A 23,914-nucleotide genomic window follows, 5' to 3' on the forward strand; every position below is an offset into this window, starting at 1 on the left:
CAGTAAAATGCCGGACGATTACTGACCGAAAGGGAAGGGTACATGAGTAAAAGAACAGATAAGGGAGGCCGTTTTATGAAACTGATTATTTTCGGAGCAACCGGACAAACCGGGCAGGAGTTGGTCAAACAGGCAATCGCCCACGGACATACGGTGACGGCGTTCGTCCGTAATCCAGATAAACTCGAGTTGACGGATGAGAAATTGCAGATGATTGAAGGAGACGTACTTAACCAAGACGCAGTGAATCAAGCGATGCAGGGACAAGAGGCAGTATTGACGGCCCTCGGGACCGAGAGTCTGGCATACAGCGGATTTTTAGAACGGAGTCTTTTGCGAATCGTTAACGCGATGAAGGTGAACGGGGTCGAACGGATCGGCTACGTCGCTTCCGCAGGAGTCGATCAGGAATTACCGGGCGCACAAGGATTGCTGGCCCAACAAATCCTGAAGAATCCACTAAAGGATCACCGGCAAGCCATCGAATTGTTGAAACAGGCCGATGTCGCGTATACGGTCGCGCGACCGCTTCGTCTGATGAATGGTCCGTTGACCGGCTTATATCGCCAAACGGACAGCGGTGTTCCGGAGCAGGCAAAACAAATCAACCGGGCGGATGTCGCTCACTTTTTACTGGAAGCAATCGAACAGGACGAACATGTCCGAAGCAGCATCGGACTCGCCGAATAAAAAGAAACCGGTTGTTCAGCGGACGGAAGAAGTCCTGTGAACAACCGGTTTCTTTGTATGAACTTATTGCTGACGGTAGACAGAAACCGAGCCACCGTTGACGAAGAATTGACCGTAACCATCCTGATTGATCGTGACGGAAGCGGTGTTGTTGCCGGTGATGTCCGTCCAGACTTCACCTTTGTTTTGTGTTCCTACATACATCCACTTACTGCCCCCCGGTCCATCGGATAAAATCGTTGCAAGACCTGATTTCGCCCGGTCCGTTACACCTTCACGTGTCCAGCCGATGACATCGGCATTGTCGAGATAATCGTTTTGTTTTCCGAAGGCAAAGTCTTTCCGTGCTTTTAAGAGTGGATCGATTTTAGAGCCAAGAGCGGGGATCTCACGATTCGATGTCCCTTTTGTTCCATAATAGTCTCCGTAAAAGACAGACGGATATCCTTGTTCACGCGTTAAGATCATCGCGTAAGCAAGTGGTTTGAACCAAGATTGCACCGTCGACTCAAGTGATTGACCCGGCTGGGAATCATGATTTTCAACCAGCGTGACGGCTTGGACCGGATTACTTTTAACGAGCGTTCCGTCAAAGATCGTCCGCATGTCATAGTAGCCGCCGCCTTTACTCGCTTGTTCAAATTTATAGTGAAGCGGAGCATCGAAGACCGATTGTTGATAGTTCGTCCGGCTCAAATAGTTTTGTAAGGTGCCAAGATCGTTCTGCCAGTATTCAGCGACCGTGAATAATGGTTTTCCGGTCGTCTGACGAACGTTTGCGAGCCAGTCTGCGAGATATCCGTGTTTGATATGTTTGACGGCATCGAGACGGAATCCGTCGAGTCCGAGTTCATTGACGTACCATTTACCCCAGTTCTTCATTTCCTGCTGAACTTCCGGATGATCGAAATCGATATCGGCATACATTAAATAGTCGTAATTTCCATTTTCAGTCGAGACATCCGTATCCCAGGCTTTTCCGGTCCCACGGAACTTATAGATGGCACTTTTCGAGCGAGATTGATCCCAGTCCGTTCCGTCAAAGTGATACCATTTCCATTTAAAGTTCGAATACGTATTGTTTCGTGCCGCAAAATCAAAGCCCGTCCAGGCCTGTATCTGGTAATCGCCGGACACTTCCTGATTTCGGTTGCCGCCGTTGACCTCGACTGCTGTCACCGATTCCGTGAAATCCGCTCCGCCTTTATGATTCATGACAACATCCCCGTAGACATCGATGCCGGCTGTATGTAGTTGGCTGATGGCTGTTTTCAGTTGGGCTTTCGTTCCGTATTTCGTCCGGACCGTTCCTTTTTGATTGAACTCTCCTAAATCATACAAATCATAGGCACCATAACCGACATCATTTTGTGTCGTCCCTTTGTAAGCGGGTGGAATCCAGACGGACGTGATTCCTAACTGATCTAGTTTGGTCGTATCCGTGTTCAAGCGATTCCAATGGTTGCCATCATTCGGCAGGTACCATTCAAAGTATTGCATCATCGTCCCGTTATCCGCTGTTGCACCTACTGCAATCGGTTGCACAAGTGGCGCTAAAAAAGTGGCGGTCACGAGTGTTGCGACAATCAAGCGTTTTTGTTTCATGAAAAGACCTCCTGTAAGTTTATGAAAGCGTTTGCATATTTAGTATAGCAAGTCAAAACAATTGCTGTATCATCCGCTTCGCTTATTTGTGAATGTCTTATTTTCGTGACTTTTGGACCTAGAATATTTTTTGGGAGGAACAATTGTCAGTCTATTGATTGGATATGAAAAAAAAAACAGGACCTTCCGACTCTTGAACAATAAGGTGAATTCTGATTCAGTTTGACAATGTGAATTTTAAGGTCTTTTGTCCAGCTTCTCAGAACGGAAATGAGGTGTGAAAATGAGGAGGTAAGACAGCACGTACATATGTAACCAAGGGGGAAACACAGTATGAATTGGAAGTCGAAAATCAGTGGTGCACTCGTCGCGGCACTTGCACTTGGGTCAATTTCGTTTACACCAGTCATCGCTAAAACAGCACCAACTCAAATCGTTGCCGGACCTCAGCAGGTCACGTCACAATCCACGATCGATGCGTACTATCTACCAGCGTCCGGTAAAAGTGGAGCAACGTTAAAAGCAGCATTACACGATATCATCGACAATCATACACAAGTGTCATACGATACGGTCTGGACGGCACTGAAAGAAACGGATCAAGATCCGAATAATGCGAATAACGTCATCGAACTCTATACCGGTAAATCGATTGCCAAGAGCAGTAACGGCGGGAACGTCGGTCAATGGAACCGCGAGCACGTCTGGGCAAAGTCGCACGGTGATTTTGGAACAAGTAACGGACCAGGGACAGACCTGCACCATCTCCGGGCTGAGGATGTCGTCGTCAACAGTGCACGGGGAAATCTTGACTTTGATAACGGTGGAACGAAGTATGCCGGTTGTGACTGTTACCGCGACGGCGATTCATGGGAGCCACCGACACGTGTCAAAGGAGATATCGCCCGCATGATCTTCTATATGGCAGTCCGGTATGAGGGTGGCGGTGAAATTGATTTAGAAGCATCAGAAAACGTCAGCAACGGTACGAACCCACTTCATGGTAAGTTGTCAACGCTAAAAGCGTGGAACAAGTTAGACCCGGTCGATGCGACTGAAATCAGACGGAACGACATTATCTTTGAGAAATGGCAAAAAAACCGGAATCCATTCATTGATCATCCGGAGTACGTGACAGCAATTTGGGGAAATTGATGTGACATAAAGCAGTATGAGGTACATTCCGACTTGCATCGGGTGTGCCTCTTTTGTCGCTGAAAAAGACAGGGACGGGGAGCATGATATGGAAAAACCGGTGAAACCTTTATCTTAAGCAGACGTAATGAAAGAAGTAACAAAACCTACGTTTAAATGGAGAATCACTGAGAGGGACATAATTACTATGAAACCAATAAAACATACTGTACGACGTTTTTATAAGATTGGACTGGGTATCATCACGATGCTTGTCATCTTTTGGTTTAGTATCGGACTGTTCGTCGCAAAGGGCGAACGACCGTTAGCAAACGGAAAGTTTCCCTACGTAATTGTACTGGGAGCCGGTGTCAAAGGAGAAACACCATCCTTGATCTTAAAGTATCGAATTGAGGCAGCAGCCCGGTACGGGAAACAGTTTCCGGAAACGACTTTCATTTTAAGTGGCGGACAAGGAAAAGGGGAGGCGATCACGGAGGCGGAAGCGATGCGTCGAGGTATGCGGGCAGCAGGCATTGCTGCGGATCGATTATTACTTGAAGATCAATCGACATCAACTACTGAAAATCTGGCGTTCTCGAAACGGCTTTTACCGGACAGCGAAAATCAGGTTTCGATTGTTACATCAGACTTTCACCTGTACAGAGCACGAAAAGAGGCGGAGCAGTTGAACCTACGGTCAGACGCGATTCCGGCTGAAACGCCACTTTCCGGTGTATTACGGTACGGGATGCGCGAGCGTGTCGCAATCATCGTGAAGTATTTTCAATGAAAAAACACCTTCACGCATTCGTGAAGGTGTCATCTGCTTATTTGTTCTGTTGTGAACCGTTTGATGAATCATTTTTTTGTTGATGCTCAGCTGGGGCTTCTTCTTTCCCGAGCGCCACGTCTTTGGCTTCGACCACTTTATTGCTGATCGAATTGAGATCACCTTTTGCTTCGTTCACCGTGTCTTTTACAGACGAAGCATCGGTTTTCACCGTTTCAAGTTCCGTGTTGACTTTGTCGTAAACGTTTTGAACGTCTGATGCGACTTCTTGAATGATGCTTGACGCACTTTTCACTTGGTTGATGACTTGTGATGCTTTACCTGACGGATCTTCTTTGATGGAAGACGCCAATGTCGACACCGAATCTTTTGCCCCACGAAGACTCTGTTTCGTATTTTGACGACTAGATGAGCTCAGTAATGTCAGGAGACCACCGACGACCGCTCCCAGTAACATTCCTGTAAGTAAGCTGACTTGACGACCAGATGAAGTTTCCTGATCGAACTGGCGATTTGGATGTTCAGCGTGCACGGCATGTGGATCGTTTGGTAAGTTTGGTTGCATGAATAGACACTCCCTTAAGATATTATTTGACCATGATATTGATATACCCTTATCTGACAAGTGGAAACATGCATTTTTAATACAACAAAAAAGACCATCCGATGATATGATGGTCTGAGACGGTCCAATAGTCTTACGGTCGAGGCTCGTCTTTGTGTTTTTCAGTCAGTTTACGGTTGATTTCATCGTAGTCGATTTCGATGTCATCTTTATTTCCTTTATAGCCGTAACCCTTTGAAATCACGAGAATTGAAGCGACCAAGACGAAAACGATGATTAGAATGGAGACGACATACAGCCACATGATCCATTCCCCCTTTCATTCTTCTTTTAGTATGACGGAAAAAGAGCCGTCCGTCTAAACGAAAATGTAAATTATGTGCTAAACTATTTTAAAATGAATATGTTGATGGAACGAGGTGAGACGACATGAGTATATTAGTCGTAGATGACGAATTTACGAATTTGATGATTTTGGAACGGTTGCTTGAGAATGAAGGATATGATGTGGTCAAAGCGATGAGTGGTGAAGAAGCGATGGAGTTAATGGAAGATCCGTTGTTCATCGAAACGCTTGACGTCGTATTACTGGATGTCGAGATGCCGGGAATCAGTGGAATCGACGCGACGCGTCTGATTCGTAAACGGTTTGGGTTAGACGAACTGCCGATTGTCATCGTGTCAGGACGATCGAATGAAGAGGATATTGCCGATGGACTGGACGCTGGGGCATCCGACTATACGACAAAACCGATTCGAAAAACAGAATTGCTTGCGCGTGTCCGCAACGCGATGTCGCTCAAACAAGCGATTGATGCGCGGAAACGGTATGAAAAAGTCTTGCAGGAAGACTTTGACTTGGCACAAAAATTACAACAAAGTGTTTTAAGTGCCAATATCGAGGACGAAGACATCCGGATCATGGCAACGTACATTCCCTCTAAGAAATTAGCGGGAGACATGTATGCCTGGTACCGGATTTCACCACAAAAATACGGCATCATCTTGTTTGACGTGATGGGGCATGGTGTGTCGTCTGCCCTGATCACGATGGGAATGAGCTCGATTTTATTTGAACTCGTTCACCGGATTGGTGATCCGGCAAAGGTGCTCGAGGAATTAAACAAACAAATGAGCCGCCTGTTTCCGGGAGATGAAACAGAGATTTATTTTACAGCCGTCTATCTGTATATCGAACTAGACAAGATGAAGCTCAGTTATGCCAACGCCGGACATCCACCAGGATTGTTGCGGATGGGGAATCAAATCATTGCCCTTGAAAATACGGGACTGCCGGTCGGGATGTTTGAGGATTCCGAATATACAAGCCATACGATTGATCTTGTTTCGCCTGGGTGTGTCTACTTGTATACCGATGGGTTCATGGAGTTGTACAGCAAAGGGATTGATGAAGGAATCAATGCGATTCGTGAATTGATTCATGAGCAAGGACCGGGCATTCACCAACTGATTCAACCGGATCAAAGCGATGATGCCGACGACTTATGTCTCGTTACCATTGAAATCAATTGAACAACAAAAAACCACGCACCTCTGCGAGACGTTTAGATTAAAAAAGATGGCACATCTTTTTCCGCTAACGTACGTAAAAGTGGGTGGTTTTTTGTTTTAATGGAGTTTTTCTAGAAAAATCGACGACGCCATAAAATAAAGGCAGCTAAGCCAGAGAAGAAAATCATCATCCCGAAGACAATCCAGAAGCCGATGACTTCGCCTTCCCAGGGGACGTGGACATTCATGCCGAACATCCCGGAAATCATCGTCGGAATCGAAATGACAATCGTGATCGACGCGAGAAACTTCATGACGAAGTTGACATTGTTTGAGATGACAGAACCAAATGTGTCCATCGTCGAACTGATGATATCTTTATAGATTTGGGCCATCTCCATCGCCTGACGGTGTTCGACGAAAACATCTTCGAGCAAGTCTTCATCATCTTCATGTTTTTCGAGACTGGGTGTTTTGATGATGCGATCGAGAACCCCATCGTTCGATTTTAAGGATGTCATGAAATAGACAAGTGATTTTTGTAAGTTCATCAGTTGGAAGATTTCTTGATTTCGCATCGAACGTTGTAATTCTTCTTCGAGTTCATCCATCCGGCGGTCGATTTGCCGCAGGAAACGAAGATAGGACGAACTGACTTTATATAAGATCTGGAAGACGAATCGCGAACGGTAATTTGTCCGGAAAGCGCGGAGCTTTCCGCTTGAGAACAATGTCAATACATCGAGCTGTTGCGAACAGACGGTGATGAAATGTCTCGAAGTTACGATGATACCAAGTGGGATCGTATTGTAACGCCGTCCGGACGATTCTTCTTCAATATAGGGTACATCGACGATCATCAATAACCCTTCATCATCTTTCTCGAAACGAGGTTTTTCCTCGACATCCAGAGGATCATAAATGAAATCCTCAGGAATTTTTGTAGCAGCGATGACTTGGTCAGCTTCGTCTTTTGTCGGATTGACAAGATGAATCCAAGAACCTTTCGTGAATTCTTGAATCTCGTTGACTGCCCCCGTCACATCACTTCGATAAATCGTCAACATTGTCTATCCCTCCTGCTCTTCACTTTTTCATTATAGAAATACTTTAGAGGACGTGTAAATGATTCTCAGATTTTTTTTTGAAACAATTAATGATAAAATACAGATGAGGGAGGGAAAAAGATGCCTTTTTTTAATGAAAAGAAGTTAGATGAACTACGTTTGATTGCCGGTGGCGATGACGTATTTTTACAGAAAATTGGTGAGACGTACATTGCTCAGTTCGACCGGAAGTTTCCGGAACTCAAGGATGCGGTCGAAGCAGAAGATGCGGTACAGACTGAGAAATTAGCTCACTTACTTAAAGGTGCCTCCTATTCCGTAGCGGCGGATGACTTAGCAGATGATTTTGAACTTCTAGAGCGTGAGGCGGAAACGGGTTCGGTTACGAATGCCCCGGAAGTCTTGATTCGGATTGAAGAATGTATGGTCGGTTTCAGAAAAAGTTGGTTAGATGTGTTTCTTGGTAAAAATACGGATTTCGTCTGAGGTGAAAGATTAGATACCGTTGACACGACTTCTGTCGCAATCATGCCTCTATTAAAAATATCCGTCTCCTGAAAATCAGGGGACGGATATTTGTGTACGACAATAACGATTCAGAGCACGTATGTATCGACCGTTTCGATCAATCGACCGATTTCCGGTTTCGTGATTTGAGCGTTGACACCAACGGATTCTCCTTTATGTCGAAGGTCGTTAGAGATCAATGAGGAGAAGACGACGATTGGCAAATCGGTATAACGATCATCTTCACGCAGGCGTTTCGTCAAGTGAAGACCGTCCATTTTTGGCATCTCGATGTCCGTGATCAACAGATCACAATCGCTTCCCGCTTCAAAGGCATCAAAGGCATCTTTTCCGTTGATGAACCATTTCAAACTATCGTAACCAGCTTCTTCGAGTGTTTCGATGATGAGTGTCCGTAACATTTCCGAGTCTTCTGCAATCCAAATCGTTTTATTCGACCGGTTCCGGGGCGAAACACGGCGGCCTTCTTCGCGGGCGAAGATGTCTTTACGTGAAAGTTCAAGCGCGATTTTTTCATAATCAAGTAAGATGATCATCTTGTCACCGGTCTTGACGACACCGTTCGTCAAACCTTCAATCCCCCGTGCGAGTTCATTTGGTGTATCGATCTGTTCCCACGAAATACGCCGGATTTCAGTCACGGCATCAACACGTAAGACACTTTTCTCACCATTGAACTCACAGATGATCAACCGGTCATCGGTTGTTTCATCGTGGGCAACTCCGATGACAGTCGGTAAATCGATGACGGTCATCACTTCTCCCCGTAGTTCGATTAATCCTTTGACGGCGTCGGGTGTCCCGGGTAACGGAGTCATCGGTAACGGGACGATGATTTCGCGGACTTTCATGACATTGATTCCAAATGTGTAGGGACCACAATGGAAAATGACGATTTCTAATTCGTTTGTTCCAGCTTCTAATAAAATATCGTGTTGATTGTACACGTTATCGAGCTCCTTTCAATCCTACACTGCACTTCTGACTAGTTATCGGCAGATAGCGTAAAAAATTACATACGAAAAAGAATAAAAAAATTCTTGTAATCGCTTTCATTTTATGTTAAGCAAAAAGTTTGGCATTTGTCTGACCAATTGATTACAATAAACTATGCAGCCACACACTGAAGTGAGAGAGAAAAAATAAATGGAGGTCGAGTGGAATGACTACAGCAACAACATACACATACTTATTAGATGGGCAATGGCATGAAAGTGAATCCAATGAAACAATTGAGATTTCTTCTCCCTATAAAGAAGACGTAGTAGGCCGTGTTCAGGCAATGACAAAATCAGAAGTAGACCGTGCAATAGCTTCTGCTAAAACAGCACAAGTTGCGTGGGCGAAGGTGCCCGCCAATAAACGTGCGGAATTACTGCATGCTTGGGCAACGGAGCTCGAAAAACGTGCGGAAGAAATCGGCGAAGTCATCATGCGTGAAGTCGGTAAAGGACTTGCGGACGGAATCAAGGAAGTGAAACGGACGGCAGAAATCATTCGTTATACAGCGGAAGAGGGTCTTCGGTTTGACGGTCAGATGATGCAAGGAGATTCGTTCCCAGGCGGAAGTGCAAACAAAATTGCCATCATCAAAAAAGTGCCACTCGGTGTCGTCCTTGCGATTTCACCATTTAACTATCCGGTCAATCTAGCGGCAGCGAAACTCGCACCCGCCTTGATGACAGGGAACGCTGTTGTCTTTAAACCGGCGACACAAGGTTCGATCAGTGGCATCTTGATGGTCGAAGCGCTCGTTGCGGCAGGCCTTCCGGCTGGTCTCGTCAATCTTGTGACTGGACGTGGTTCTGTCATCGGGGATTATTTAACGGCACACGCGGGCATTGATATGATCACCTTTACAGGTGGTACAGGAACAGGACAACATCTATCGCGTCAATCGGCGATGATTCCACTTGTCCTTGAACTGGGTGGTAAAGATCCGGCGCTCGTCTTAGAAGATGCGAACCTTTCCCTCGCAGCGGATCACATCATCAGCGGTGCCTTTTCATACTCCGGTCAACGGTGTACGGCAATCAAACGGGTATTCGTCCTCGATCAACAAGCGGACGCACTCGTCGAAGAATTAACAGCCCGCATCGCGAAATTGACAGTCGGTTCACCGGAAGATGAAAGTGTTGTCGTGCCTTTGATCGATACGAAATCTGCGGACTTTGTTGAAGGTCTGATCACAGATGCGACGGAAAAAGGGGCAACACTCGTCACAGGTGGTAAACGAACAGCCAACTTGATTGAGCCAACGTTGTTTGATCATGTGACACGCGACATGCGGATCGCATGGGAAGAACCATTCGGACCTGTCTTACCGGTCATTCGTGTCAACTCGGTCGAAGAGATGATCGCCCATGCAAACGAATCGGAATATGGTCTTCAAGCAAGCGTCTTCACAGAAAACATCGATGCGGCGTTCCATGTCGCGGATGCGCTCGAAACAGGTTCAGTTCAAATCAATGGACGGACGGAACGTGGTCCCGATCACTTCCCGTTCATCGGTGTAAAATCATCGGGTCTCGGCGTACAAGGTGTCGGACGAAGTCTTGCTTCGATGACACGTGATAAATTAACGGTTCTCAATTTAAAATAAACGACTTTTTACGGAAGCGACCTTTCAATCTGCGGAAAGGTCGCTTTTTTTTTGCATCCAACTGTCATCTAAAGGCGTATGCTTTTTAACTAATATGAGATAGCGTTATCCCACTTCTAGGCGTAGCGTAGGTGGGGGAATTCATTAGTTCGTCTTGCGGACGTAGACAAAGTTTGCCGCTGCCGCTTCTTTCTCTCTATAATGAAGGAAACCATATAGAGAAAAGAGGGGCTTATCGATGCAACGAGAAGATGAAATCTTCACCTTACCGATTCCGACGCCGTTTCCTGTCGGAGACGTCAACTGTTATGTGTTACGAACGGAAACAGAAACGATCTTGATTGACTGTGGTCCGGATACGGAACAAGCATGGCAAGCTATGCAGCATGGGCTTCGTAATATCGGGCTAACGGTTTCGATGCTCGATAAAGTAATCGTGACCCATCACCACGCGGACCATGCAGGACTCGCCTACCGGTTTTCTGAGCAGGGCATTCCGGTTTATGGACATGCCCGGTTACGCCCCTACTTAGAACAAGATCAATCCTTTTTGAGTCAAGGCGATGCGTTTTTACAGCGGCTCGCCCTCTCGTTTGGTGTACCGGAAGAAATTCGAGCCCTTTTGCCGAGTTATGTATCGGCCTTGAAATGGCTTGGGAAAGGGCAACTCGATCACCTTTTACAGGAAGGCGATTCGATTTCCGCATCCGGCCGGTACCGGGTGATCGAACTACCGGGTCATGCCAGCGACCAAATCGGAATTCTTAGCCAATCGGGTGTTTTATTTGCGGCGGATCATCTGTTAGCGCGAGTCGAACCGAATCCGTTACTGGAACAACCGCAACCAGGAGATACGTCGGATACGAAACGACCGGTCCTCGCCTATATGCGTTCCCTTCGTAAACTCCAAGGGGAACAGATTCAGATGGCCTATACAGGTCATGGAGAAGCCATCCGTGACGTTTCCTCTTTGATTGAAGAACGACTTTTACAACGAAAAGCACGCGGCGAACAATTATTGAAACATATCACAGAGGAGCAAACGCTGTTTGAGCTCGCACAACTGACATATGGCAACCGGTTAAAAAAATCCTTCCCGCTCGTCATGAGTGAGATGAAGGCGCGACTCGATTATCTGGTCGCGAGTGGACAAATCACAGTCATCAAACGTGACAGTGTCTTGCGCTATACGAGGAAGGGGGCGTTGACATGAATCTCATCAATAAAACGGTTGTTTTGACTGGTGCGTCAAGTGGTCTTGGAGAAGCGCTCGCCCGGGAACTAAATCGCCACGGTGCGCTCTTGATCTTAGTCGCACGACGGGAAGATCGGTTACGTCAAGTAGCGGAGCACTTACATGCTGAATATCTAGTCTACGACTTAGAACATTCACCGGAGCATCTGATAGACCAGATTGAAGAACGATATGGCATGATTGATATATTAATCAACAATGCGGGGTTCGGAGAGTTTAGTTTTTTGGAAGACACGACGATTGAGACGATTGAATCAATGAACCGGGTCAACGTCCTCAGTCCAATCCGCTTAACCAAAGCCTGTTTACGTCTGCTTCGTCCGCAGGGGATGATCATCAACGTGGCCAGTCAAGCGGGAAAGTTACCGACACCGAAGTCGACAATTTATTGTATGACCAAAGCGGCCTTGTATCAGTTTTCCAATGCGTTACGTCTCGAACTGAAGCCAAAAGGCATTCATGTGATGACCGTCAATCCGGGACCAATCGCAACGGAATTCTTCATTCGTGCTGATTTGAGCCGGAAATATGAAAAAAATGTCGCGAACATCGTCTTGTCAAAGGACAAGTTGGCACAAACGATCGTCCGCGCGATCGTCAAGGGAAAACGGGAAGTCAATGCGCCGTTGTGGATGGAAGGTTCTGCTAAGGCCTATGCCGTATTTCCAAGAGTGATCGAATGGTTCGGGAAGTCAGGATTTGATAAAAAATAAAGGGGATTTTTACGGATGATGAAACCAATGATTGGAATAGCAGCGATGGGCATGCTTCTTGCGGGATGTGCTTCTCCGGCAACGCCGGTACAGGAAAAAGTGCTGGGTTCTTCCTACACGTCGATTGAAAAAGATGCGAACGCGACAACCGTTCGGATGTATATGTGGGGAGGCGATGAGGGCATCAATGCCTATATCGATGATTATGTGACACCGAAGTTAAAAAAAGAGCATCAGATTACGTTGGAACGTGTCCCGATCGAAACGGCGGATCTCATTCAAAAGCTCCGGGCTGAAAAAAAGGCAGGTAAAAAGACCGGTGTCATTGATGTCGTCTGGATCAACGGCGATAATTTCCGGAATGCTAAAAAAAATGGTTTGTTGTATGGTGAGATCACCAAAGTCTTACCGAACATGAAATATGTAGACCCGCAAGCACAGGGTTCGGACAGCGGGACAGCGACAGACGAGCTGGAAGCCGCGTGGGGGAAAGTCCAGTATACGTTCCACTACGATCAGGCAAGTGTCGCGAATCCGCCAAAAGATCTACAGGCGTTAAAAAGCTGGGTCAAACAAAACCCAGGAAAGTTCACTTATCCGGAAGTGACGGACTTCACGGGGAATGCGTTTGTCCGTCACGTCATGTATGGTGTCGAGTCGAAAGAAACGTTAAAGAATCCGAAAGCCGACTTCAAGAAAACCTGGGCTTATCTGAATGAATTGAAGCCTTATTTATGGAAAGAAGGCAAGACGTATCCGAAGACATTGGCACAACTCGATCAGTTGTATGCGAAAGGAACCGTCTCGTTTACGATGGGCTTCAACGAACGTCGGGCAGAACAAGAAGTGAAATCAGGAACGTTCCCGAAAGAGACACGTCCGTTGATTTTAACCGACGGATCGATTGCATCGACTCATTTTTTATCGGTTCCGTTTAATGCCCCGAATCCCAATGGAGCACTCGTCACGATCAATACGTTGTTATCAGCTGAAGCACAGTTGAAGAAATTTGATGCGACTTATTGGGGCGACGGAACAAGTCTCGATCTCGCGACCTTAAGTTCTGACGAGCAAATGTCTTTCGAAAATGTCCCAGCCGCGGATTCGACACCTAAACCAACCGAATTCAAAGGGAAAGTCCGGGCAGAACTGGATCCGGAACTGTTTGATGTCATTCGGAAGGAATGGCCGGAACGTGTGGCGAGGTAACGCCTGGCCCGCAACGCTGTTGATTGCCGGTATGGTCGGCTACGGTTTGTTCGTCAGTCTGTCGATGACGACATGGACGGATTATCGTCAGCTGTTGTCCGATTCCGTGTTTTTAGAAAGTATCGGACTCAGCTTATATGTCGCCGTCAGCAGTACCAGCTTGTCGGTAATGATTGGTGCATTGCTGGCCGCATTTTTTGCCAAACAAACGGGCTGGGCAGCGCAACTACTGGCAATTCCTTTATTCATCCCGCACCTCGGTGCTGCCTATTTGTCGCTGCTCTATTTAAGTGACCTGCCTGTCATCGGTCCGCATGAAGGGAATCACTTCAGCATCATCTTGACGTATCTTTATAAAGAAATCCCGTTTGTCTTCTTTTATCTGTTACCGGTCTATCGGCGTCTCGATCATCGGTATGAAGAACTTGGCTTGATGTTAGGTTTATCCCGTCTGCGGCGTTTTTGGCATGGGAAAGGTGTTTTTTTACTGTTTCCTGTCCTTGAAGCGGCGTTTATCGTCTTCGCCTTTACGTTGTTTGCCTATGAGGTCCCTGCGTTACTCGGAGTGACGTATCCGAAGATGATCGGAGTCTACGCGTTTGATTTATATACGCAAGGTGATTTATCAAGCCAACCGACGGCTTTTGCGATCAGTGTCGTCTTGACCGGGATGTTGTTTGTCTTGTTACTGCTATTTACGCGGTTAATCCGACCGTTGACAGACCGAATCAGTAAGGGGCGATCAGAATGAAACCGATATTCGTAAAAGGGCTTGTGGGTCTTGTTGTCCTCCTGCCTTTGATTGGGATCCTACCGTCGACGTTCGCATTTAATCCGCGTCTGCTCGATACGCTGACGACGACGATCACGATGATTGTCGCGGTGACGTTACTCAATCATCTGATTGGTTATGGAGCGGGCAAAGCGATTGCTTTTAAAACAGGACGAACGACTCGACTGATGGAATTACTGATCAGCTTACCGCTCTTTTTGCCGGTCTTGTTGCTGTCGTTTGGATTGTATCTGACGTGGATCCGGCTAGGACTCGCCGATCAATTCCTCGGTGTTTTGCTTGTGTTGTTATTGCCGACACTTCCGTATACGATCCGGATTTACACAAATGGATTTCAGACGTTAGGCGAGCAGATGATGGAACAGATGGTCTTAATTGAGCCGAATCGCTTCAAACGGTTCTTTTTTTTGACGGGACCGATGATGCGTTCTTCTTTACAATCGGTCACGTTACTTGTGACGGTGATTGCCTTGAGCCAATATGCACTCGTCACCTTGATTGGTGGGGGTGTCGTCCGGATGATTGCGCTCGAAGCGTTTCCGCTCTATAGCGGGAATTCGTTGGGGGCCGCAAAAGAAGCGACGATTTGGTTGATTGCCTTACCTTTTTGGATTTATTTTGTTCAACTCATTCTTTTTTTTATATGGGTTCAACTAGTTCGGAGGCTGTTAGATGGACGTTACGATTCAGCACGTAAATAAAACATTTGGTCAAACAAAAGTGTTACATGAGATTGATTTAACGATTCCATCGGGTCGTTGTGTAGCACTCATCGGTCCTAGTGGAAGTGGAAAAACGACATTATTGCGATTGATTGCCGGACTGGAGAAGGTCTCGAGTGGATCGATCCATTTCGGAGCGACTGAGGTGACGCGGGTCGCACCGAACCAGCGGGGGGTGACGATGCTGTTTCAGCGTCCGTTATTGTTTCCTCATCTGACGGTCGGACAAAACGTCCGTCTTGGTATGCAAGCTGGTCACAAGCAGGAGGTAGAGCAGTGGTTAGACCGGGTCGGGTTAACCGGACGAGCGGACGCCTTTGTCCATGAATTGTCCGGTGGTGAACAGCAACGGGCGAGCTTAGCCCGTGCGTTAGCAAGTCAGCCGAATTTCTTACTGCTCGACGAACCGTTCTCAAGTCTCGATTTACCACGGCGACGTGAACTGCGGACATTGATCCGACGTTTGACAGAAGCACAGGGCGTCACGACCTTGTTTGTGACACATGACCGGGAAGAAGCGATGGCAATGGCGGATTATGTCTATGTCATGGAACAGGGGCACATCATCGACCAAGGAAAACCGGTTCAACTGGCGGAAAAAAGTCCGTTTTTTGGAGACGGTGTTCACTTGAACGGAGAATGGTATCCATTGTCGGAAGTAAAGTTAGTCTTAAGACCGACGAATGACTTGCAAGAACGTGTTACGATTACGAAAGAGCTGATCCAGTATGGCGTTCGTTTTTATGAAGTCGAACGCGACACGGAAGAACGTCTTGTCGTCCAGACGACGGAGACGTTCGAGGAAACGATGACAGCTTATATCGTCAGGAAGGAGGGGTAGTATGTTAGATACACGGGCCAGAAAAGTCGTCCAGCCCCTTTTTGAGCAAATTGCGACAGTATTGAAGAAGATGGGACTTTCGGCGAATCAAGTGACCATCATTTCAGGAATCATTGGCGCCTCGACAGGTTTTTTTGTTTATAACGATATGATGGCAATTGCAATCTTATTATTATGGATTTCCGGGATGCTTGACGTCGTGGATGGAACGATGGCACGGCGTGAAAAAACGACACCGATCGGGACGATCCTTGATTTAGTCCTTGATCGCATCGTCGAATTGTCCGTTTTGATCGGGATTGCCCTTCGTTTTCCGGAAACACAGGTCGTCATCCTGTTTTTGATTGCTTCGTTTGTAATCGGTATGACGATGTTTCTTGCCATCGGTGCAGTCAGTGACAATTATGGATTTAAATCGTTCCAATACCAACCGGGTCTTGTCGAACGGACGGAAGGATTCCTTTTTCTTACCGCGATGTTACTGTTTCCGAGTGCCATCATTTGGATTGCGATCGTCTTCCTGATTGCTGAACTGTATACGGTCGGAGAACGGTTTTATCAAGCTTCGAAGGTATTACGATGAGTGAATCGGAACAACTGATGGTGGTCGATATATCGGGTCGTCCGCTTTACCGGGCTACCCGACAAACGGTGCACACCGAAGGGTTGTGGCACGAGACGTTTCACTGTTTTGTCATCGATCTTGAAAAGGGACATGTTCTTTTACAGCAACGGGCAAAACAGAAAAAAGATTTTCCAGAGTTACTCGATATCACGGCAGCAGGACATCTGCTGGCAGGCGAGACACCGGCAGAGGGGGTCCGAGAACTCAAAGAAGAGATCGGTCTTGTCCGGGCGTTCGAAGACTTGTATCCGATCGGCGTCTTTTTGGAAGAGTTGATGTTCCCTGATTTGCTGGATCGTGAACGTGTTCACTTGTTCATCACGGATTCACCGGAGCCGTTGCATCGTTATGTCTTGCAGACGACGGAGGTCAGTCGATTGGTAGCTTTTTCTTTTTCTGAATTCGCCCGACTAACGGAAGACGGGACGGACGAATTGGTCACGGTCGGTCAAGAAATCATCCGCCGGGATCAATTTGTGCCCCATCCGGTGAGTTACTGGAGAAAAGTCAACGAAGGGATTCGCGCCTACCGTGCACGAAAAACTTAACAGGAGGGCTGCGACGCAAATCGATGCGGCAGTCCTTTTTTCTTTTTTGAGGCAAAGCTAGGCAGAAAGTAGCATATTGGTCTATTCTTTGAGATAATTAACAATATATACATTTGATGAAAGAAGGTGCAGCCAGTGGCGTTACGATTTGCATTGCTCGGACTGCTAACTCAAGGAGAAGCGACCGGATATGATTTAAGTACGACGTTCAAAAAACAGATGACTCATTTTTGGACGGCGCATCATACACAAATTTACCGCGAATTACTGAAAATGGAAGAAGATCAACTCGTGACGAGCGTTTACATCGTGCAGGAAGACCTACCGGATAAAAAGGTATATTCCATCACGAAAGACGGACAAACGGCCCTCGTCGCCTGGCTTCGGGCACCGAGTGAATTCAAACCGAAAATGAAAGATGAAAATTTGATGCGGGTGTCCTTGTTGCATCTCTTACCACCGGATGAGGCGATTTTGTATCTAGCGGAGTCCAAACGGCACCATCAGTTTGCCGTCGATATGATGCAAATTTGGCGGAAAGACCATCTGGAAAACGGGGCGACCCTGGGTGAAACATTGACGAGTGAATACGGGTTACGGATGATGTTGAATTATCTCGACTGGTGTGACTGGGCGATGGAAGAAATCAAAAAAAGTCAGACGAATGTCTAAGCAATGGATCGATTGGATCAATCCGCCTGTTCGAACAGGGGATTGATTTTTTTGCGTCGTCAACATCGCATTCGAAGGAGACGTTGTGGTACAGTAAATGAATTGTACTGGCATTAAAGGAGGCATACAGAACGTGAGTGTATTTACAGATTATGAAGAGTGGCTGGATGAAGTGACGGATGAGATGATTGAACATCAAGTGCATTATGCCGTTGCGGAATTAAAATTAGGTGGAGAAATCAGTGACTATTATGAAGAGTCCGGACTGATTGACCGGTTCGTCACGCAGCAGATGGTTTGGTTATCGTTTGAAGAGATGGAGCAGATCTTAGACGAAGCAGGAGATCTTGATCTTGAGATCGTAGCGGACGAAGCGGAATCAGATGTGCAACGGTCACAAGTCAAACAAATTCTGAAGCAGTCGATCAAACAGCAGCTGGTGCTGAAGTCGCAACCGTTCGTCGCGATTCGTCTCGAACAATTGCGTCAGGAGCATCCGTCTGTCAAAGATCAGTTTGAAGAAGTACAGTCGGCGTATGAGCAAGTCGACCATCTCTTGAAGTCGGGTCCGGAACCGACGATTATTGCGAAACGGTGGTACCGGCGGGAACGGCTTGTTCCCCGTGCCTTCACCCCGGCAGAACAAACGAGTTTGGAGCAGCAACATCTCCACCTGACACCGCAATATGAAACGCAAAAACAGAAGTTAGAGGAACTGAGTCGTGAAATCGCAGCGTATGAGCGGGTTTTGTCGTAAATCGGACCTTTCGGCATGACAAAACAAAAATCCCCTTTTCGATGCGGACATCGGAAAGGGGATTTGACTTTCGGTATGTGTTTAGACAGTTGCAAGTTTAGCAAGAACGAGTTTAGCGACAGCTTCGCTGGATGCAGGGTTTTGACCCGTGATGACATTGCCGTCGATGACAGCAAATTCTTTTCCAGCATCTGATGTCAGGAAGGTTGCGCCTTCACCACGTAACGTCGTTTCGAGCAAGAACGGAACTTTGTCTTCGAGACCTGTTGATTTTTCTTCTTCGTCTGTGAAGCCGTTGATTTGGCGACCTGAGACAAATGGTTTTCCGTCGATCGTGACATGCGCAAAAGCAGCTGGTCCGTGACAGACTGAAGCGACGATGCCGTCTTTTTTGACCATCGCTTCGATTGCACCAGCGACAAGCGGATTGTTCGGGAAATCGACGACCGCTCCGTGACCGCCTGGGAAGTAGACCGCATCAAACGACGCTGGATCAACATCGGCAAGTGGTGTCGTATCGTGAAGTGCACGGCGTGCATCTTGGAATTTCGGTAAGATTTCTTTGACCATCGAAGCTTTATCGATTGGCACGTCGCCACCTTTGACTGAAACGACCGTCACGTCATGACCTGCTTCGTGGAACAAGTTAAACGGGGCAGCAAACTCCTCGAACCATAATCCTGTTTTGTGACCATTCATTTCGTCAGCACTTGTTGAAACGATTAAAATTTTTGACATGATAAAAACTCCTCCTCTGTAATAACGTTACAAAGAAGAAGTTTCCCTTGTCTGAAAAATTTCAAACCTTAGCGATGGTCCGTGTAGGTGTGGACGGGGATGAGAGACAGGACGTGAGCAATCTGTTCGGCCGTCAACGGTTCCCGCATGGCCTGAAGGTTGGATTGTAATTGGGACACGCTGGATGCGCCGGGCAAGACGATTTCTGCTTGTTGGTCGATCGCTTGAAGAGCCATCGCCGGAAGCGGATAATCCTGTAGTGTCGCGAGAATCTGTTCAAGCTGCTCCTTGTCATACTGTTCGAAACGTTCGACCGACTGCAGACGAGACAAACTTTCCGTCGTCAAGAGACCTTTTGCGAGTGGTCCCCGGGCAACAAGCTTGATATTGCGTTCTTGAAGACGAGGCAATAATTCTTCAATCCGGCGATCGAGCAGGGAGTATGGTGTCATCAAATAACTAAAGTCACTGTTGTCGAGCCAGTAGTTGATGACGTTCGGACGAAGCGAGGATAATCCGTATTCCTTGATCCGTCCTTCTTGCTGAAGATCCTTCATCGCACGAATCGAAGCATCGAGATCGTCATCCATCGTTCCGCCGTGGACGTAATAGAGATCGAGATACGGTGTCTCGAGTCGGTTCAGACTTTCGAAACAAGCTTGCTTCAAGTAGTCGTAACTTGGGTCCCATGTCCACCCGGTTCCCGTGTCATTCATCCGGTTCCCGCCTTTTGAAGCGAGGAACAGCCGGCTTCGATCTTCAGGCGAAAATGTTTGCCCGATCAGTGATTCGACGGCACCATTTGCATAAACATCCGCTGTGTCGAAATGAATGATTCCTTCGTCGAGCGCAGTCCGGAGAATTTCAGTGGCTTCCTCTTGACCCCGTTTTAAAATCGTCATCGTACCTAATCCAAGTGTCATATCAATCCCTCTTTTCTTTCAACTAATGCTACTGTGTATCAGTTTAGCATATTTGTGTAGGGATGTTCCGGAGTGGATTTGCACGAACAGGTCATCTTCTGGCAAAATGAAACAGACTTGCATCAAGAATCCGAAAACAGGCATACTGATAAAAAGATGAAATTTGATTAGAAGAGGTGTCTATGATGGAAGAAAAAACAGTAGAGCGAGAAATCATTTACGAGGGAAAAGTATTTAACGTCGAAAAACATGTCGTCAGTTTACCAAACGGCAACACGTCGATCCGGGAACTGGTCTATCATAACGGGGCCGTCGCCATCATCGCTTTTGATGAAAAAGGTGATTTGTTGGTTGTCGAGCAGTACCGGAAAGCATTTGAACAATTATCGATTGAAATTCCGGCAGGGAAACTTGAAAAAGACGAAGATCCAATTGCTTGCGCTGGACGGGAACTAAAGGAAGAAACGGGTTATACAGCGAATGAATTGACACATGTCTTTGATTTTTATGGTGCCCCCGGCTTTTGCAGTGAACGGGTACATATCTATGAAGCAACCGGTTTGACGGCAGGACAACGTCAGCTCGATGCCGATGAGTTTTTAGAGAACCGGACATTAACGCTAGAACAAGCACTTGAATTAGTGGAGAATGGGACGATTGTCGATGCCAAAACGATCATGGCGATTCAGCATTGGCAGATCCGTACATTAAAATCATTCTAAATTAAATGATTTTCAGTTGATAATCATTTTAATTTGAAAAAGGACTGATTATCAGCTATGATAAAACCATCAGTTTCGACCAAAGGGGGCGCTATGATGGAAAGTCGTGTGGAACGCATAAAAAAACAGCTGAGCGGTAAAGGATATAAGCTGACTCCCCAACGTGAAGCGACCGTACGGATCTTACTTGAACATGAGTCGGACCACCTCAGTGCGGAGAATGTCTTTTTATTGGTCAAAGAAAAAAACTCAGACATTGGACTGGCAACGGTTTACCGGACGCTTGAGCTATTGACGGAGCTAGAAGTCGTCGATAAAGTCAATTTCGGAGACGGCGTATCTCGATTTGATTTACGGCAAGAGGGCGCGAGTCATTCGCATCACCATCTCGTCTGTATCGAATGTGGATCCGTCGAAGAAATCTTAGATGATATGTTAGAAGACGTTGAAAAAGAAATCGTCTCCCGTTTCCAGTTTAAGATCAAGGATCACCGGTTGACGTTTCATGGTGTGTGCCGGGTCTGCCAAGAGCGTCACGCACGGGAAGCACTTGAACAATCACAAACACAAACCGTCTGACTGTCCTCGACAAATTGAGGACGGTTTTTCTTTTTGAAAAATATAGGTCAGACCTCTTCACAACGGTTTACACCTTTGATATGATGGGAAAGTAAGCGATTTCTTAATGATAGAGGATGAGTTCAGTGAGGGAACAACTGGAGACATTTATCGACTATTTAGTGATTGAACGGCAGATGTCGGCGAATACGGCAGCTGCGTATCGAAATGATTTGAACCAGTACTTGACGACATTGGAGCGGGAAGGGATGTCTTCTGCGGAAGACGTCACACGGCACCATATCGTCCTTCACATCGAATCTCTGTTAGACGCACAAAAGTCGCGCTCGACCGTTCGACGATCAACGAGTTCGATTCGGTCGTTCCATCAGTTTTTAGTGGAACGGCAAATCGTCCGACACGATCCGTCACGGCATTTAGATTTACCGAAACCGGATAAAAAACTGCCGGTCGTCTGGAGTCAAACGGATATCGTCCGTCTGCTCGATTCAGTCGTCGGAAATGATCCGCTCGTCCGTCGTGATGCGGCGATGCTTGAGTTGCTGTACGGCACCGGCATGCGTGTCAGTGAACTGTTACAACTGACGCTAAATGATTTGCAGCTCGAACTGGGTTACTTATCTTGTCTTGGAAAAGGGAATAAAACACGGATCATCCCGATTAGTCAGACGGCGATTGACAGTGTCACGACCTATCTCGAGTTAGCGCGGAATAGTTTGGGGGGACAACAGACCGACTATGTCTTCCTGAACAGCCGGGGCGATCGTTTATCGCGACAAGGCTTTTGGAAGATGATTAAACGTCGTGCCAAAGAAGCGGGGATTGAAAAAGAAATCACCCCCCATGTCTTGCGTCATTCGTTTGCGACCCATCTCCTTGAGAACGGGGCCGATTTACGGGTCGTTCAGGAAATGCTCGGTCACGCGGATTTGTCGACGACCCAGATGTATACGCATGTCAATAAAGCAAGACTTCACGAGGTCTATAAGAACCATCATCCACGCGCGTGATGGTTCTGCGTTAAAAAGGTCTGACTTCAGACAAATAGATGGTTTGGTCTAGACTGTTTACGGGAAAATTGTAACGGGATTTGTCTTGTTTAGTAAGAATTATGGATTAGGAGGAATTTTAACATGGCTCAATCATTTAAACGGATCTTTTTAGTCGTCATGGATTCAGTAGGGATCGGCGAAGCGCCGGACGCAGAACAATTTGGTGATGTAGGTGCACACACGCTTGGGCACATTGCGCAAGAGCGTAATGGACTCAATATGCCGCATCTCGCTAAACTCGGTCTGTCGCATATCGAACCGGTTCAAGGTGTATCAGCAGAACACGCACCGCTTGCTTCTTATGGAAAGATGGAAGAAGTGTCGGCCGGAAAAGATACGATGACGGGACACTGGGAAATCATGGGCTTACGGATCGATACACCATTCCGCGTCTTCGAAAAATTCCCGGAAGATTTGATTGGTCGTCTTGAAACGTTTTCTGGTCGCAAAATCATTGGGAACAAACCCGCTTCTGGTACAGAGATTTTGGACGAACTCGGTCAAGAACATGTTGAGACAGGCGCCTTGATCGTCTATACGTCTGCCGATTCCGTTCTCCAAATCGCGGCACACGAAGAAGTTGTACCGCTCGAAGAATTGTACCGGATTTGCGAATATGCACGTGATATCACACGCGATGACCCATATATGCTCGGTCGAATCATTGCCCGCCCGTTTCTCGGCGAACAAGGGGCTTGGGTCCGGACATCCAATCGTCACGACTATGCCTTGAAACCGTTTGACCGGACTGTCATGAACGAACTCGAAACAGCAGGACTCGATGTCATCTCACTCGGGAAAATCGCGGATATCTTTGACGGTGAAGGCGTGACGGACGCCATCCGGACGAAATCAAATATGGATGGAATGGATCAGCTCGTCAACCAACTCGACCGCGACTTTACAGGACTCTGCTTCTTGAACCTCGTCGATTTTGATGCCTTGTTCGGTCACCGCCGTGATCCACAAGGATACGGTCAGGCGCTCGAAGAATTTGATGCCCGTCTGCCGGAAGTCTTTGATCGTCTTCAGGAAGATGATTTGTTGATCATCACAGCGGATCATGGAAATGACCCGGTTCATCCGGGAACGGATCATACACGTGAGTATGTGCCACTCCTTGCCTACCGGAAAAATGGTGTTGCAAATGATTTGGGAATTCGTTCGACGTTTGCGGATCTTGGTGCGACGGTTGCCGATAACTTCAACGTGAAGATGCCGGCACACGGTAAGAGTTTCTTAACAGAACTTTAATTTTAAGGGAGCGAT

27 protein-coding genes are annotated in these 23,914 nt (G+C 47.0%); 20 read left to right on the top strand and 7 right to left on the bottom strand.

Annotated elements, in window-relative coordinates; translation table 11 throughout:
* The first annotated feature begins 75 nt into the window (after positions 1 to 75).
* Positions 76 to 690 carry an NAD(P)-dependent oxidoreductase gene (locus tag BLD48_RS01400; protein ID WP_071498648.1) on the top strand — a complete coding sequence of 205 codons (615 nt, stop codon included), beginning with the start codon at positions 76 to 78 and terminating at the stop codon, positions 688 to 690.
* A gap of 63 nt (positions 691 to 753) precedes the next feature.
* Here the strand turns inward: BLD48_RS01400 and amyS are convergent, their stop codons facing one another.
* Positions 754 to 2,295 carry an alpha-amylase gene (amyS, locus tag BLD48_RS01405; RefSeq protein ID WP_071498649.1) on the bottom strand — a complete coding sequence of 514 codons (1,542 nt, stop codon included), beginning with the start codon at positions 2,293 to 2,295 and terminating at the stop codon, positions 754 to 756.
* Positions 2,296 to 2,628: 333 nt separating this feature from the next.
* On the opposite strand from amyS, the gene BLD48_RS01410 reads away from it, so the two are divergent.
* A complete protein-coding gene (locus tag BLD48_RS01410; RefSeq protein WP_071498650.1) occupies positions 2,629 to 3,450 on the top strand; it encodes an endonuclease I family protein in 822 nt (273 codons plus the stop codon).
* A 187-nt stretch (positions 3,451 to 3,637) separates the two neighbouring features.
* Entirely contained in the window at positions 3,638 to 4,222 is a 585-nt protein-coding gene (locus tag BLD48_RS01415) for a YdcF family protein (RefSeq protein ID WP_071498651.1), read from the top strand.
* Between the two features lie 37 nt (positions 4,223 to 4,259).
* Here the strand turns inward: BLD48_RS01415 and BLD48_RS01420 are convergent, their stop codons facing one another.
* Together BLD48_RS01420 and ytzI are read right to left on the bottom strand one after the other, a co-directional pair.
* Positions 4,260 to 4,787 carry a hypothetical protein gene (locus BLD48_RS01420; protein WP_071498652.1) on the bottom strand — a complete coding sequence of 176 codons (528 nt, stop codon included), beginning with the start codon at positions 4,785 to 4,787 and terminating at the stop codon, positions 4,260 to 4,262.
* A gap of 133 nt (positions 4,788 to 4,920) precedes the next feature.
* Complete coding sequence (gene ytzI, locus BLD48_RS16155; RefSeq protein ID WP_014969957.1) at positions 4,921 to 5,091, bottom strand: YtzI protein; 171 nt, start codon at positions 5,089 to 5,091, stop codon at positions 4,921 to 4,923.
* A 125-nt stretch (positions 5,092 to 5,216) separates the two neighbouring features.
* On the opposite strand from ytzI, the gene BLD48_RS01425 reads away from it, so the two are divergent.
* On the top strand, positions 5,217 to 6,320 hold the full coding sequence (locus tag BLD48_RS01425; protein WP_071498653.1) for a PP2C family protein-serine/threonine phosphatase: 1,104 nt from the start codon (positions 5,217 to 5,219) through the stop codon (positions 6,318 to 6,320).
* Positions 6,321 to 6,430: 110 nt separating this feature from the next.
* Here BLD48_RS01425 and BLD48_RS01430 read toward each other — a convergent pair whose 3' ends face one another.
* On the bottom strand, positions 6,431 to 7,366 hold the full coding sequence (locus BLD48_RS01430; RefSeq protein ID WP_026828838.1) for a magnesium transporter CorA family protein: 936 nt from the start codon (positions 7,364 to 7,366) through the stop codon (positions 6,431 to 6,433).
* 120 nt (positions 7,367 to 7,486) lie between these two features.
* On the opposite strand from BLD48_RS01430, the gene BLD48_RS01435 reads away from it, so the two are divergent.
* The gene (locus tag BLD48_RS01435; RefSeq protein ID WP_071498654.1) at positions 7,487 to 7,852 is read left to right on the top strand and encodes an Hpt domain-containing protein; all 366 of its coding nucleotides are present in this window, start codon (positions 7,487 to 7,489) and stop codon (positions 7,850 to 7,852) included.
* 110 nt (positions 7,853 to 7,962) lie between these two features.
* Here BLD48_RS01435 and BLD48_RS01440 read toward each other — a convergent pair whose 3' ends face one another.
* Positions 7,963 to 8,841 carry a chemotaxis protein CheV gene (locus tag BLD48_RS01440; protein WP_071498655.1) on the bottom strand — a complete coding sequence of 293 codons (879 nt, stop codon included), beginning with the start codon at positions 8,839 to 8,841 and terminating at the stop codon, positions 7,963 to 7,965.
* Between the two features lie 215 nt (positions 8,842 to 9,056).
* Between BLD48_RS01440 and BLD48_RS01445 the strand changes: the two genes are divergently transcribed.
* From BLD48_RS01445 to BLD48_RS01495, 11 genes are all read left to right on the top strand, one after another.
* The gene (locus BLD48_RS01445; protein WP_071498656.1) at positions 9,057 to 10,496 is read left to right on the top strand and encodes an NADP-dependent glyceraldehyde-3-phosphate dehydrogenase; all 1,440 of its coding nucleotides are present in this window, start codon (positions 9,057 to 9,059) and stop codon (positions 10,494 to 10,496) included.
* A gap of 238 nt (positions 10,497 to 10,734) precedes the next feature.
* Complete coding sequence (locus BLD48_RS01450) at positions 10,735 to 11,709, top strand: MBL fold metallo-hydrolase (protein WP_071498657.1); 975 nt, start codon at positions 10,735 to 10,737, stop codon at positions 11,707 to 11,709.
* A complete protein-coding gene (locus BLD48_RS01455; protein ID WP_071498658.1) occupies positions 11,706 to 12,464 on the top strand; it encodes an SDR family NAD(P)-dependent oxidoreductase in 759 nt (252 codons plus the stop codon). Before BLD48_RS01450 ends, BLD48_RS01455 begins: the two co-directional genes overlap by 4 nt.
* Before the next feature lie 15 nt (positions 12,465 to 12,479).
* On the top strand, positions 12,480 to 13,673 hold the full coding sequence (locus BLD48_RS01460; protein ID WP_071498659.1) for an ABC transporter substrate-binding protein: 1,194 nt from the start codon (positions 12,480 to 12,482) through the stop codon (positions 13,671 to 13,673).
* Positions 13,660 to 14,424, top strand: coding sequence for an ABC transporter permease family protein (locus tag BLD48_RS01465; protein ID WP_071498660.1), 765 nt, complete (start codon positions 13,660 to 13,662; stop codon positions 14,422 to 14,424). The genes BLD48_RS01460 and BLD48_RS01465 overlap by 14 nt, the downstream gene beginning before the upstream one ends.
* Positions 14,421 to 15,167 carry an ABC transporter permease subunit gene (locus BLD48_RS01470; RefSeq protein WP_071498745.1) on the top strand — a complete coding sequence of 249 codons (747 nt, stop codon included), beginning with the start codon at positions 14,421 to 14,423 and terminating at the stop codon, positions 15,165 to 15,167. The genes BLD48_RS01465 and BLD48_RS01470 overlap by 4 nt, the downstream gene beginning before the upstream one ends.
* Positions 15,139 to 16,029, top strand: coding sequence for an ABC transporter ATP-binding protein (locus BLD48_RS01475; RefSeq protein ID WP_071498661.1), 891 nt, complete (start codon positions 15,139 to 15,141; stop codon positions 16,027 to 16,029). The genes BLD48_RS01470 and BLD48_RS01475 overlap by 29 nt, the downstream gene beginning before the upstream one ends.
* A 1-nt stretch (position 16,030) precedes the next feature.
* A complete protein-coding gene (locus BLD48_RS01480) occupies positions 16,031 to 16,612 on the top strand; it encodes a CDP-alcohol phosphatidyltransferase family protein (protein WP_071498662.1) in 582 nt (193 codons plus the stop codon).
* A complete protein-coding gene (locus BLD48_RS01485) occupies positions 16,609 to 17,202 on the top strand; it encodes an NUDIX hydrolase (RefSeq protein WP_071498663.1) in 594 nt (197 codons plus the stop codon). Before BLD48_RS01480 ends, BLD48_RS01485 begins: the two co-directional genes overlap by 4 nt.
* Before the next feature lie 135 nt (positions 17,203 to 17,337).
* Positions 17,338 to 17,874 (top strand): PadR family transcriptional regulator, encoded by a 537-nt coding sequence (locus tag BLD48_RS01490; RefSeq protein WP_071498664.1) that lies wholly within the window; start codon positions 17,338 to 17,340, stop codon positions 17,872 to 17,874.
* Positions 17,875 to 18,007: 133 nt separating this feature from the next.
* Positions 18,008 to 18,631: a hypothetical protein gene (locus BLD48_RS01495; protein WP_071498665.1), complete on the top strand. Its 624-nt coding sequence runs from the start codon at positions 18,008 to 18,010 to the stop codon at positions 18,629 to 18,631.
* Positions 18,632 to 18,712: 81 nt separating this feature from the next.
* On the opposite strand, the gene BLD48_RS01500 is transcribed toward BLD48_RS01495, so the two are convergent.
* Positions 18,713 to 19,369 carry a type 1 glutamine amidotransferase domain-containing protein gene (locus BLD48_RS01500; protein ID WP_071498666.1) on the bottom strand — a complete coding sequence of 219 codons (657 nt, stop codon included), beginning with the start codon at positions 19,367 to 19,369 and terminating at the stop codon, positions 18,713 to 18,715.
* Between the two features lie 68 nt (positions 19,370 to 19,437).
* On the bottom strand, positions 19,438 to 20,292 hold the full coding sequence (locus BLD48_RS01505) for an aldo/keto reductase (RefSeq protein ID WP_071498667.1): 855 nt from the start codon (positions 20,290 to 20,292) through the stop codon (positions 19,438 to 19,440).
* A gap of 185 nt (positions 20,293 to 20,477) precedes the next feature.
* Between BLD48_RS01505 and BLD48_RS01510 the strand changes: the two genes are divergently transcribed.
* The 4 genes from BLD48_RS01510 to deoB all read left to right on the top strand — a co-directional run bounded on the left by BLD48_RS01510 (position 20,478) and on the right by deoB (position 23,899).
* Positions 20,478 to 21,014, top strand: coding sequence for an NUDIX hydrolase (locus BLD48_RS01510; RefSeq protein ID WP_071498668.1), 537 nt, complete (start codon positions 20,478 to 20,480; stop codon positions 21,012 to 21,014).
* Between the two features lie 96 nt (positions 21,015 to 21,110).
* Positions 21,111 to 21,593 carry a ferric iron uptake transcriptional regulator gene (gene fur / locus BLD48_RS01515; protein ID WP_014969978.1) on the top strand — a complete coding sequence of 161 codons (483 nt, stop codon included), beginning with the start codon at positions 21,111 to 21,113 and terminating at the stop codon, positions 21,591 to 21,593.
* A gap of 125 nt (positions 21,594 to 21,718) precedes the next feature.
* Positions 21,719 to 22,603 (top strand): site-specific tyrosine recombinase XerD, encoded by an 885-nt coding sequence (gene xerD / locus BLD48_RS01520; protein WP_071498669.1) that lies wholly within the window; start codon positions 21,719 to 21,721, stop codon positions 22,601 to 22,603.
* Positions 22,604 to 22,726: 123 nt separating this feature from the next.
* Positions 22,727 to 23,899, top strand: coding sequence for a phosphopentomutase (deoB, locus tag BLD48_RS01525; protein ID WP_071498670.1), 1,173 nt, complete (start codon positions 22,727 to 22,729; stop codon positions 23,897 to 23,899).
* Positions 23,900 to 23,914: the final 15 nt, after the last annotated feature.

The organism is Exiguobacterium sp. KRL4 (genome assembly GCF_001870785.1).
GTDB lineage: Bacteria > Bacillota > Bacilli > Exiguobacteriales > Exiguobacteriaceae > Exiguobacterium_A.

Excerpts from the sequence above, each read along its gene's own strand:
- BLD48_RS01400 (WP_071498648.1), top strand. The coding sequence starts at position 76 with ATGAAACTGATTATTTTCGGAGCAACCGGACAAACCGGGCAGGAGTTG.
- amyS (WP_071498649.1), bottom strand. The coding sequence starts at position 2,295 with ATGAAACAAAAACGCTTGATTGTCGCAACACTCGTGACCGCCACTTTT.
- BLD48_RS01410 (WP_071498650.1), top strand. The coding sequence starts at position 2,629 with ATGAATTGGAAGTCGAAAATCAGTGGTGCACTCGTCGCGGCACTTGCA.
- BLD48_RS01415 (WP_071498651.1), top strand. The coding sequence starts at position 3,638 with ATGAAACCAATAAAACATACTGTACGACGTTTTTATAAGATTGGACTG.
- BLD48_RS01420 (WP_071498652.1), bottom strand. The coding sequence starts at position 4,787 with ATGCAACCAAACTTACCAAACGATCCACATGCCGTGCACGCTGAACAT.
- ytzI (WP_014969957.1), bottom strand. The coding sequence starts at position 5,091 with ATGTGGCTGTATGTCGTCTCCATTCTAATCATCGTTTTCGTCTTGGTC.
- BLD48_RS01425 (WP_071498653.1), top strand. The coding sequence starts at position 5,217 with ATGAGTATATTAGTCGTAGATGACGAATTTACGAATTTGATGATTTTG.
- BLD48_RS01430 (WP_026828838.1), bottom strand. The coding sequence starts at position 7,366 with ATGTTGACGATTTATCGAAGTGATGTGACGGGGGCAGTCAACGAGATT.
- BLD48_RS01435 (WP_071498654.1), top strand. The coding sequence starts at position 7,487 with ATGCCTTTTTTTAATGAAAAGAAGTTAGATGAACTACGTTTGATTGCC.
- BLD48_RS01445 (WP_071498656.1), top strand. The coding sequence starts at position 9,057 with ATGACTACAGCAACAACATACACATACTTATTAGATGGGCAATGGCAT.
- BLD48_RS01450 (WP_071498657.1), top strand. The coding sequence starts at position 10,735 with ATGCAACGAGAAGATGAAATCTTCACCTTACCGATTCCGACGCCGTTT.
- BLD48_RS01455 (WP_071498658.1), top strand. The coding sequence starts at position 11,706 with ATGAATCTCATCAATAAAACGGTTGTTTTGACTGGTGCGTCAAGTGGT.
- BLD48_RS01460 (WP_071498659.1), top strand. The coding sequence starts at position 12,480 with ATGATGAAACCAATGATTGGAATAGCAGCGATGGGCATGCTTCTTGCG.
- BLD48_RS01470 (WP_071498745.1), top strand. The coding sequence starts at position 14,421 with ATGAAACCGATATTCGTAAAAGGGCTTGTGGGTCTTGTTGTCCTCCTG.
- BLD48_RS01475 (WP_071498661.1), top strand. The coding sequence starts at position 15,139 with ATGGACGTTACGATTCAGCACGTAAATAAAACATTTGGTCAAACAAAA.
- BLD48_RS01480 (WP_071498662.1), top strand. The coding sequence starts at position 16,031 with ATGTTAGATACACGGGCCAGAAAAGTCGTCCAGCCCCTTTTTGAGCAA.
- BLD48_RS01485 (WP_071498663.1), top strand. The coding sequence starts at position 16,609 with ATGAGTGAATCGGAACAACTGATGGTGGTCGATATATCGGGTCGTCCG.
- BLD48_RS01500 (WP_071498666.1), bottom strand. The coding sequence starts at position 19,369 with ATGTCAAAAATTTTAATCGTTTCAACAAGTGCTGACGAAATGAATGGT.
- BLD48_RS01505 (WP_071498667.1), bottom strand. The coding sequence starts at position 20,292 with ATGACACTTGGATTAGGTACGATGACGATTTTAAAACGGGGTCAAGAG.
- BLD48_RS01510 (WP_071498668.1), top strand. The coding sequence starts at position 20,478 with ATGGAAGAAAAAACAGTAGAGCGAGAAATCATTTACGAGGGAAAAGTA.
- fur (WP_014969978.1), top strand. The coding sequence starts at position 21,111 with ATGGAAAGTCGTGTGGAACGCATAAAAAAACAGCTGAGCGGTAAAGGA.
- deoB (WP_071498670.1), top strand. The coding sequence starts at position 22,727 with ATGGCTCAATCATTTAAACGGATCTTTTTAGTCGTCATGGATTCAGTA.